Origin of the sequence: Ruthenibacterium intestinale, from assembly GCF_040096265.1 — a bacterium.
In the GTDB taxonomy this organism is placed as follows: domain Bacteria; phylum Bacillota; class Clostridia; order Oscillospirales; family Ruminococcaceae; genus Ruthenibacterium; species Ruthenibacterium komagatae.
Genome location: NZ_JBBMFA010000051.1, coordinates 1 through 9,434, shown reverse-complemented (window position 1 = coordinate 9,434; position 9,434 = coordinate 1). Strand labels below are relative to the sequence as shown.

Here is a 9,434-nt window from a genome sequence, read left to right as displayed (position 1 = left end):
GGTCAGGCATTGCCTGACCGGCGCTTTGTATTTTATACTGCGGATTGGAGAAGGAAAAAAAGCGCCCCGCCGCAGAACAGCAGCAGAATGGACACCTGCCACCATGCCAGCCGCTTGCCCAGAAAATAAATGCCGGGCTTTTCCGTGTCATCGGCGTTCCCGCGGTGCCGGGGGGACGAGCTCCCGCCGCTCTGGGCGATCCGGTCGACGGACTGCTTGTAATGCACATAGCCGTCCAGCCCTTTGCCGTAAAACCCGAAATCTCCTTTGTTCGACATGGCTGCTGTTCCTCCTCTCGTCACGCCGCGTCTTCCCAGTTGCGGTCCCAGTCGTCAAAATGACGCTCATGGGGCTCTTCTTCAAACGAATACACGCGGATCTCCTCTTCTTCAAACACACCTTTGGGTGCCAGTGCTGCCATCTTGACCATGGGGCCACATCCTTTCCTCGAAGCTCTTTGTTTCTCTGTGTCTTCAGTATAGGATAAAATGTGTCCCATAAACCGGACTTTACTCGTCTTTTTCGTATTGTTCCAGCGTTTTTTGCAAAAACCGGGCGAACTGCAGGCGCACGTCCCCGGGTTCCAGCAGCTTTGCGTCCGGCCCGAAGCCGGCCAGCCAGCCCATGAACGGCGGGCTGATCACCGCCTGGATATGCAGCCGGAACCCGTCCTCTCCGTCGGGCACCAGGGTCACGTCCCGGCCGAACCGGTCGATCACCGCCCCCGCCAGATGCCGGGCGAACCACAGGGTCACCTGCCGCGTCTCGCCCCCGAACATGCCGAAGGTGCGCCGGGTGTAGGCGGCCATGTCCAGGGCCTCAAAGGCCTGCCGCCCCTGCCGGGGTTTGTCCTCTTCCATGCGCAGCGAGGCCATTTTGTCGGCCCGGTAATGGCGGATGGCCCCGGCCTCTTCCTCGTAGGCTACCAGATAATAATTTTCGCTGTCCCACACCAGCGCGTAGGGCGACACCCGGTACCGCTGCCCGTTGCGGCGGTAGCACACGGTTTTGTCCACGGTCCACTGCCCGTACAGAAAGGACACCTGCCGGTCCGCCGAGATGGCGGCGTGCAGCTGGTCGATGGTGTAGTAAATGCTCTCGTTCATGCTCTTTACCCGGCCGGCCACATACACCTGCCGCTGCAGGCTCTGGGCCTCGTACCGGGAGGCCAGCCCCTCCAGCTTGCGGATCAGCTCGCGGCTTTTCCGGGCCGACAGAAACTTGCTGGACTGCACCGCGTCCACCAGCAGCTTCAGTTCCGGCAATTCAAAGTCCCGGTGCACCAGCGCGTAGCTGCAGCTGTGGCCGCTGCGCAGCTTCACAATGTCCATGCCGTAGTCGGTCAGCGTCTGCAGATCGTCGTAAATGCTTTTGCGCTCGGCGCGCACGTCCCGCCGGGCCAGCTCGTCGATCATCTGCTGCACGGTCAGGCCGTGCGTCTCGTCGGTCTCCCGGCGCAGCAGATCCGCCAGATACAACAGCTTTCGCTTCTGATTTTCACTTTTCGCCATGGAGAACCCTCCTTTTTACCAGTCCGAAATGAGCACATCGTCCCGTCCGATCTTGTTCCAGTCGAACACGTCCACCAGCTGGGCGGGGGTGCACTGAGTGCCGGGGGGCACCAGGCCCGCCAGCGCCGCCAGCCGCCCGGTCAGCTGCCGGGGGGAAAAGCGGCTTCGCAGCGCGCCCATGTCCAGGTCTTTTTCCCGCTTGGACAGGCGCCGCCCGTCGGGCGCGCACAGCAGCGGCGTGTGGTAATAGGCCGGCTGCGGCAGGCCCAAACATTCCTGCAGCCAGATCTGGCGCGGCGTGGAGTCCAGCAGGTCCCGGCCGCGCACCACCTGGTTGATGCCCATGCGCCCGTCGTCCGTCACCACGGCCAGCTGATAGGCGAACACGCCGTCCGACCGGCGCAAAAGAAAATCGCCGCACTCCCGGGCCAGATTCTGGGTCATGGGGCCGCACAGCCCGTCCGTGAACGCCACGTCCCGGTCCGGCACCGTCACCCGCAGCGCGGGCCGCCGCCCCGCGGCCTCCAGCTGCGCCCGCTGTTCGGCGTCCAGGTTGCGGCAGCGCCCGGCGTACAGCACCGTGCCGTCCGCCCGATGGGGCGCGCTGGCCGCGTGCAGGTCCGCCCGGGAGCAGTAGCACGGGTACACCCGGGCCGCACCGGCCACCTGTTCCAGCGCCCGGCGGTACAGCGGGGCGCACTGGCTTTGATAATAGGGCCCGTCCGGCTGGGCCGCGCCGGGTCCCTCGTCCCAGTCCAGCCCCAGCCAGCGCAGGTCGTCCATCAGCCGGTCGGCGTATTCGGGCCGGCAGCGGCCGGTGTCCAGGTCCTCGATGCGCAGCACCATCACGCCCTGCTGGCTTCGTACCGACAGCCACGCCAGCAGCGCGCACCAAACATTGCCCAGGTGCATCCGCCCCGAGGGGCTGGGCGCAAAACGCCCGCGCACAACGGGCGCGGGCACAGCACATTCTCTCATTGCCTGCCTCCGTCCCGTGTGTAGCTCTGGGCCTTGCGGTATACGCGGCTCAGCTGGGCCGGGTCCAGCCGCAGAAAAGGCGTGGGCGGCTGGGGCGACAGGGAACAGGGGTTCAGCGGCAGATAAAAGTACAGCAGGTTCAGCCACTTGCCGTTTTTGAACCCGGCGTTGGGCAGCCGGGCGGCCTCCCGAAAGCCCATGGCCCGGTGGAACCCGGCGCTGGCCCCGTTGGATTCCGTCACCAGCGCATAGCAGCTGCAGTATCCCTGCAGCTTCAGCACCGCCAGCAGCGCGCCGTACAGCGCCGTGCCCAGGCCCCGGCCGCAGGCGTCCTCCGCCACATACACCGAGACCTGCGCCGTCCAGTCGTAGCCGCTGCGCTCGCCCAAACGTCCTCCGTAGGCGTAGCCCAGAATGGCCCCGTCTTCCTCGGCCACCAGCCAGGGGAATCCGCCGTCCTGGCAGCGCTGCAGCCGCGCGGCAAACTCCCGCCGGGAGGGCAGCGCCGTCTCCCAGCTGGCGGTGGAATTCAGTACATAAGGCGCATAAATCGCCAGCATCATCCCCACGTCCGAGACCGTGGCGGGCCGAATGGTGACCGTTGCCAAGACGACGCCTCCTCTCCCCAAAAAACACGAATTACTTCTATTATATCGCCCGAAAATTTGTGAAACAACACAGCTGCATCATTTTTCACAAACTCATGGAATTTTATACAAAAGAAAACGGCAAAAATTGGTTGTTTTCCACAAGGAAGATGTCACAATTTGTACGCAAATTTGTGGGATAATCTGTACAAAGGCCGCTTTTTGCAGTATCATAGATAAGAATCTACAAAAAGCGGGGGGACGGATATGGCGCTGCTGCGTACAATCGTCTGGTTTGTTTATTTCTTCGGGGCGCTGCTGTTTTACATTCCCGACATGCGGCGCGCCGGCCGGTTGAAGGCGGCCGGCCGGGAGGAAGAGGTTCGGGCCATTCTGGAAAAGGACGTGCGCATGTGGGCCGGCACGCTGATGAAGCTGGCGGGCGTCACCGTCACCGTCAAAGGGGCCGAGAACATCCCTACCGACCGGGCGGTGGTGTTCACCCCCAATCACCAGGGCGATTACGACATCCCCCTGATGCTGCTGTATCTGGACCGGCCCCACGCGCTGGTGGCCAAGGTGGAGACGGACCGCATCCCGCTGGTGCGCCAGTGGATGCGGCTTTTGGACTGCGTGTTTATCGACCGTGCCAACGCCCGCAAATCCATGGAGGCCATGAACCGGGCGGGCGAGCTGGTGAAGGAAGGCAAAAGCGTGGTGGTGTTCCCCGAGGGGACCCGCAGCAAAGGCGACCGCATGGGCGAGTTCAAGGCCGGCGCCTTCCGCATTGCCAGCAAGGTGGGCGCGGACATCGTGCCCGTGGCCATTGACGGCAGCTATAAAATCATGGAGGCCAACGGCGGCCTGATGAAACCCGCCCACGTAAACGTGACCATTCTGCCGCCCGTTTCCACCGCAGGGCTGGACCGGGCTGCCCTCAAGCAGCTGCCCGAGCAGGTGGCCGGCCTCATTGCTGCGGCGAAACAGCCCGGCTGAAAGGAGAAATCATGGCAAGTGCCCGCTATACGCTGAATATCAAACCGGACGCGCCCGAAGAGCCGCCCAAACCCATGACGCGCCGCCAGAAATGGGACAATTTCTGGTTTTATCGCAAATGGCATGTGATCATCGGCGTGGCGGTGGCGCTGATGGTGGGCCTGCTGGTGAAGGACGTGGTCACCAAGGTGGAGCCGGACTACACCATCGGCGTGCTGACCACCCAGTCGCTGCCCTACAGTGCGGACGAGACCCTGGGCGAGAAGCTGGCCACTTTGTGCGATGACCGCAACGGCGACGGCAAGGTGGAAGTGCAGGTGCTGGAATACTGGATCACCGAGGACGCCATCGACCCCAACACCCAGATGGCCATGATCACCAAGCTCATGGGCGATATGCAGACCGGGGAGAGCATGCTGTTTTTGACCGACGACGTGGCGGTCTTTGAGGAAAAGTACGGTATTTTTGCCTGCAACGACGGCACCGCGCCCGAGGATTTTGAAAACGCCGACATCACGGGCATGGGCGTCGCCTGGGAGGACTGCCCGGCGCTGGCCGGCCTGGACCTGGGCAATACCGCCACGCCGGACGGCTCCCAGGGCGAGCCGCTTCAGGACACCATGAAAAACTATACGCTGGTCAAACGGGTGTACACCGGCAGCACGCTGGAAGGCGACGAGGAATTGACCGCGTACTACAACAGCGCCGCGGCGCTGTTCGACGCATGGACGCAAAAGGAGGCATGACATGCACTGGCTTTTGATTGTGGGCTGCATTCTGCTGGTTGTGCTGGCCGTGTTGGTTCTGGCGGCCATACGGGCCAGCCGGTCACAGCCGGCCAAGGCGGAATCCACACCCACGCAGCAAACACAGAATCCGTACCGGCGGTTTTACGATTACCGGAAAAAATAAACAGGGGCGGGCGGCGGCGCCCGCGAAGGAGTTCTTACCATGGGGTTGTTTCGTTTTAATTTCAACAAAGAAGGCCCGGGCGTTCCCAAGGACGCACCGCGCAAAAAGGGCGCGGCCCGTTTTTTTGAGATCTTCACCCGGGACGCTTCCCAGATCTGGCTGGCCGGCATCCTGCTGCTGCTGTGCTCCGTGCCCATGATCGCGGCCGTCACCTTTGGGGTGCTGTTCTGGCAGTACCTGGGCATGCTGGCCATTGCGGTGGTGGTGTTCGTGGCATCCACCGCGCTGGTGGGCCCGGCGCTGGCCTGCATGCACACCCTGCTCATCAAGCAGCTGTGCGACGAGCCGTGCTTTTTCTGGCACGAGTACAAAAAAGCCTGGAAAAGCTGCTGGAAACAGGCCTTTGCCGTCAGCGCGCTGTTCGGCACCATCTGCGCCATGGAGTGCGCGGCCGCGGTCATTCATCTGATGACCGCCCAACAGATCAGTCCTATCCTGCTGGGTATGGTCATGCTGGGCCTGTACATTGCGGTTACCAGCTGGCTGTACGCGCTGCTGCAGCTGACCCAGATGAACATGAACCTGGTGCCCATGCTGAAAAACAGCCTGCTGCTGACCATGGGCTTTCTGAAACGGTCTCTGCCCGCCGGTGCCATCACGCTGGCATCCGGCGTGGTGCTCATCGGCTTTGTGCCGCTGCCCATTACGTTTTTGCTGTGCCTGCTGGGCGTTCCCGCCTTTTTGGCACTCATCGTGGACATGTGGGCCTGGCCTGTGATGGAACAGGTGTTCCACATTTCCGATTTGCGTGCCGAGCGCCGCGAAAAAGAGCGCGCCGAAGAGGCCGCTGCCCTCTGAATCCCGCGCCCCCGATTTGGGGGCGCTGTTTTTTTGCGCCGTTTTGGGGCACCCTAAAAGTGAAGCGAAAACTCGTAAAAATAATTATATAATTTGCTTGACAAGTTATTTTTGACGTGGTACAATTTCATCAGGAAAGAAGGTGGAGCCATGCAGAAAAGTGTATACAGTCTGGTGTTGATGGACGACGTGGTGGCCGCGGTGGACCGTTTGGCCTACCGGGAGGGGACCAGCCGCTCCAACATGATCAACCGCATTCTGGCCGAGTACACCCAGCTGGCCACGCCCGAACAGCGGATGCAGGATATTTTCAGCGCCATCAGCGCGGTGCTGGACAGCCAAAGCGCGCTGCAGCCCATGCTCAGCGCCAGCGAGGCCATGTACAGCGTGCGCAGTGCGCTGCAGTACAAATACAACCCCAGCGTGCGCTACGTGGTGGAATTGTACCCCCACGCGGGCGAGGAGCTGGGCGAGTTCCGGGCGCAGCTGCGCACCCAGAACCCCACGCTGCTGCTGTATCTCAGCCAGTTTTACAAGCTGTGGACCAAGTTGGAGGACGCGTGCCTGCACGGTCCGCGGCGCACCTGCCAGGCGTCGGGCGGCCGGTATACCCGGGTGCTGCGCACGCCGCAGAACCTGTCGGACGAAGCGCTGGGCGAGGCGCTGGCCTCTTACGTGCGGCTGTTCGACACCTGCCTGAAAACCTTTTTTGACGATTTGAGCGACGCGGACCGCGCCGTGCGCGCGGTGCAGCGCGCCTATACCGCCGGTCTGGACGAAGCGGCCGCAAGGCTGTAGCGCCCGACCCCGTTTGTTTGACTGCACAGAAAAGAGGAGTGTGAACCTATGGATGCACAGAAAATGACACAAAAGTCTCTGGAGGCGCTGCGCGCCGCCCAGAGCCTGGCCGTGGAATATGAGAACCAGGCGTTGTGCCCGGAGCATCTGTTCTGCGCGCTTTTAAATCAGCAGGACGGCCTCATCGGCCAGCTGTTCAGCAAGATGGGCGTCGAGCCGGGCAACCTGGCCGCCGCCTTTGCAAACAAGGTGTCCCAGCTGCCCCATGTGACGGGCACCGGCCGGGACCCGGACAAAGTCTACATCACCCCGGAGCTGGACAAAGCCCTGACCGCGGCGGAAAAGACCGCCCGGAACATGAAGGACGAATACGTGTCCGTGGAGCATCTGGTCCTGGGCCTGATGGACGCGCCCAACGCCGCCGTGCGCGAGGTGCTGCGCCAGTTCTCCATTGACAAAAGCGAATTTTTGAACGTGCTGGCCCAGGTGCGGGGCAACCAGCGCGTGACCAGCGACAACCCCGAAAGCACCTACGACGTGCTGGCCAAGTACGGCCAGGAGCTGGTGAGCCTGGCCCGCCAGCAGAAGCTGGACCCGGTCATCGGCCGTGACGCCGAGATCCGCAACGTGATCCGCATCCTCAGCCGGAAAACCAAAAACAACCCCGTGCTCATCGGCGAACCGGGCGTGGGCAAAACGGCCATTGCCGAAGGGCTGGCCCAGCGCATCGTCCGGGGCGACGTGCCCGAAAACCTCAAGGACCGCAAGGTCTTCAGCCTGGACATGGGCGCGCTGGTGGCCGGCGCCAAGTACCGGGGCGAGTTTGAAGAGCGCCTGAAAAGCGTGCTGCAGGAAGTGAAAAAGAGCGAAGGGCAGATCATTCTGTTCATCGACGAATTGCACACCATCGTGGGCGCGGGCAAGACCGACGGCGCCATGGACGCGGGCAACCTGCTCAAGCCCATGCTGGCCCGGGGCGAATTGCACTGCATCGGCGCCACCACCCTGAACGAGTACCGCCAGTACATCGAAAAGGACCCGGCCCTGGAGCGCCGGTTCCAGCCGGTGATGGTGGACCAGCCCAGCGTGGAGGACACCATCTCCATTCTGCGCGGCCTGAAAGAGCGGTACGAAGTGTTCCACGGCGTCAAAATTCAGGACGGCGCCCTCATCGCGGCGGCCGTGCTGTCCAACCGGTATATCTCGGACCGGTTTTTGCCGGACAAAGCCATCGACCTGGTGGACGAGGCCTGCGCCATGATCCGCACCGAGATGGATTCCGCCCCGGCGGAGCTGGACGATCTGCGCCGCAAGATCATGCAGCATGAGATCGAGGAAGCGGCCCTGAAAAAGGAGACCGACCAGCTGTCCAAAGAGCGGCTGGAGGCGCTGCAGAAGGAGCTGGCCGCCATGCGCGACGAGTTCCAGACCATGAGCGCCAAATGGGAGAACGAGAAGGCCGCCATCGGCAAGGTGCAGAAGCTGCGCGAGGAGATCGAGCGCGTCAACGGCGAGATCGCCAAAGCCGAGCGGGAGTACGATTTGAACAAAGCCGCCGAGCTGAAATACGGCCAGCTGCCCAGCCTGCAGAAACAGCTGCAGGAAGAGGAGAAAAAGGCCGAATCCGTGGAGAAAAACGCCACCCTGCTGCGGGATAAGGTCACCGAAGAGGAGATCGCCCGCATCATCGCCCGCTGGACGGGCATCCCCGTGGCAAAGCTCATGGAGGGCGAGCGGGAGAAGCTGCTCCATCTGGACGACATTCTGCACAAGCGGGTCATCGGCCAGAACGAGGCCGTGGAAAAGGTCACCCAGGCCATCCTGCGCAGCCGCGCGGGCATTGCGGACGAAAACCGCCCCATCGGCAGCTTTTTGTTCCTGGGCCCCACGGGCGTGGGCAAGACCGAGCTGGCCAAAGCCCTGGCCGAGTGCCTGTTTGACGACGAAAAGAACATCGTGCGCATCGATATGACGGAGTACATGGAGAAATTCAGCGTCTCCCGCCTCATCGGCGCGCCTCCGGGATACGTGGGTTACGAGGAGGGCGGCCAGCTGACCGAGGCCGTGCGCCGCAAACCCTACAGCGTGGTGCTGTTCGACGAGATCGAAAAGGCCCACCCGGACGTGTTCAACATTCTTTTGCAGGTGCTGGACGACGGCCGTATCACCGACAGCCAGGGCCGCACCGTGGACTTTAAGAACACCATCATCATCCTCACCTCGAACCTGGGCTCGCCCTATATTCTGGACGGCATCCGGGACGGGGAGATCACGCCCGAGGCCCGGGCCCAGGTGGACGCGCTGCTGAAGCAGTCCTTCCGGCCGGAGTTCTTGAACCGCCTGGACGAGATCGTGTACTACAAACCGCTGACCAAAGAGGAGATCGGCGGCGTGGTGGACCTGCTGCTGCAAAGCCTGCGCAAACGCCTGGCCGACAAGCAGCTGGAGCTGGTGGTCACCCCGGCGGCCAAACAGGCCATCGTGGACGGCGGCTACGACCCCATTTACGGCGCCCGCCCGCTGAAGCGCTACATTCAGCAGAAGGTGGAAACGCTGGTGGCACGGCACATTCTGGCCGACGACCCCGCCCCCGGCGAGACCATCACCGTGGACGCGGAAAACGGCACATTGCTTCTTCGCTGAGAAAACCCCCGGCGCCTTTGCCGGGGTTCCGTAAGAAAACGACGCCGGGCAGGAGACCCTTTTGCGCGGCTGCATCGTCAAACCGCCTCGACAACCACAAAGGGTGCCGGGTTTTTCCCGCAAGGCGGGAAAATGGGGACCAGGGCTGGTC

General features: G+C 62.6%; 11 protein-coding genes. 6 read left to right on the top strand and 5 right to left on the bottom strand.

Annotated features, from left to right (window positions below):
• Positions 1 to 32: 32 nt before the first annotated feature.
• The 5 genes from WMO24_RS02790 to WMO24_RS02770 all read right to left on the bottom strand — a co-directional run bounded on the left by WMO24_RS02790 (position 33) and on the right by WMO24_RS02770 (position 3,097).
• Positions 33 to 278, bottom strand: coding sequence for a hypothetical protein (locus tag WMO24_RS02790; protein WP_349214784.1), 246 nt, complete (start codon positions 276 to 278; stop codon positions 33 to 35).
• A 20-nt stretch (positions 279 to 298) separates the two neighbouring features.
• Positions 299 to 430, bottom strand: coding sequence for a hypothetical protein (locus tag WMO24_RS02785; protein WP_349214782.1), 132 nt, complete (start codon positions 428 to 430; stop codon positions 299 to 301).
• A 79-nt stretch (positions 431 to 509) separates the two neighbouring features.
• On the bottom strand, positions 510 to 1,511 hold the full coding sequence (locus tag WMO24_RS02780) for a helix-turn-helix transcriptional regulator (RefSeq protein WP_349214780.1): 1,002 nt from the start codon (positions 1,509 to 1,511) through the stop codon (positions 510 to 512).
• A 15-nt stretch (positions 1,512 to 1,526) separates the two neighbouring features.
• Positions 1,527 to 2,489 (bottom strand): tRNA glutamyl-Q(34) synthetase GluQRS, encoded by a 963-nt coding sequence (gene gluQRS / locus WMO24_RS02775; protein ID WP_349214778.1) that lies wholly within the window; start codon positions 2,487 to 2,489, stop codon positions 1,527 to 1,529.
• Positions 2,486 to 3,097: a GNAT family N-acetyltransferase gene (locus tag WMO24_RS02770; RefSeq protein ID WP_349214776.1), complete on the bottom strand. Its 612-nt coding sequence runs from the start codon at positions 3,095 to 3,097 to the stop codon at positions 2,486 to 2,488. Before WMO24_RS02770 ends, gluQRS begins: the two co-directional genes overlap by 4 nt.
• Before the next feature lie 246 nt (positions 3,098 to 3,343).
• Here WMO24_RS02770 and WMO24_RS02765 point away from each other — a divergent pair, with 246 nt between their 5' ends.
• From WMO24_RS02765 to clpB, 6 genes are all read left to right on the top strand, one after another.
• Complete coding sequence (locus WMO24_RS02765) at positions 3,344 to 4,072, top strand: lysophospholipid acyltransferase family protein (protein ID WP_349214774.1); 729 nt, start codon at positions 3,344 to 3,346, stop codon at positions 4,070 to 4,072.
• An 11-nt stretch (positions 4,073 to 4,083) separates the two neighbouring features.
• Positions 4,084 to 4,818 (top strand): hypothetical protein, encoded by a 735-nt coding sequence (locus tag WMO24_RS02760; RefSeq protein WP_349214772.1) that lies wholly within the window; start codon positions 4,084 to 4,086, stop codon positions 4,816 to 4,818.
• Between the two features lies 1 nt (position 4,819).
• On the top strand, positions 4,820 to 4,984 hold the full coding sequence (locus tag WMO24_RS02755) for a hypothetical protein (RefSeq protein ID WP_349214771.1): 165 nt from the start codon (positions 4,820 to 4,822) through the stop codon (positions 4,982 to 4,984).
• Between the two features lie 39 nt (positions 4,985 to 5,023).
• Positions 5,024 to 5,842 (top strand): YesL family protein, encoded by an 819-nt coding sequence (locus tag WMO24_RS02750; RefSeq protein WP_349214769.1) that lies wholly within the window; start codon positions 5,024 to 5,026, stop codon positions 5,840 to 5,842.
• A 150-nt stretch (positions 5,843 to 5,992) separates the two neighbouring features.
• Positions 5,993 to 6,640, top strand: coding sequence for a ribbon-helix-helix domain-containing protein (locus WMO24_RS02745; RefSeq protein WP_349214768.1), 648 nt, complete (start codon positions 5,993 to 5,995; stop codon positions 6,638 to 6,640).
• A gap of 48 nt (positions 6,641 to 6,688) precedes the next feature.
• Entirely contained in the window at positions 6,689 to 9,283 is a 2,595-nt protein-coding gene (gene clpB, locus WMO24_RS02740) for an ATP-dependent chaperone ClpB (RefSeq protein WP_349214766.1), read from the top strand.
• The last annotated feature ends 151 nt before the right edge of the window (positions 9,284 to 9,434 follow it).